The organism is Methyloparacoccus murrellii (assembly GCF_054657115.1).
Window position 1 is genome coordinate 1 of sequence record NZ_BAAHXD010000140.1, and the last position, 303, is coordinate 303.

Consider the following 303-nt stretch of genomic DNA (forward strand, 5'->3'; position numbering starts at 1 on the left):
TGTAGGTAAATTTTTAGGTAATAAAGCGTTTGTTGGTATCGGCTTGATAAGCTATAGCGCATATCTTTGGCATCAGCCCGTTTTGGCGTTTGCCAGGCATTGGTCTAAGGAGTTAGATCATTTTTTAATCTTATTGTTAGTGGGCTTCGTGCTAACAATTGCCTACCTTAGTTGGAAATTCATTGAGCTGCCTTTCAGGACTAAGGGAAAGTTTAATAGAAAATTTGTGTTTCTAGCTTCCTTTGTGGGTGCGCTTTTTTTCATTTGTATCGGATACTTTACTTCGAAAATTGACTTTGCTAG

At 38.0% G+C, this 303-nt stretch carries 1 protein-coding gene; it reads left to right on the forward strand.

What is annotated here, in order from left to right:
* The coding region (locus ACYQ1H_RS15640) for an acyltransferase family protein (protein WP_460028962.1) at positions 1 to 303 on the forward strand (303 nt) is incomplete at both ends.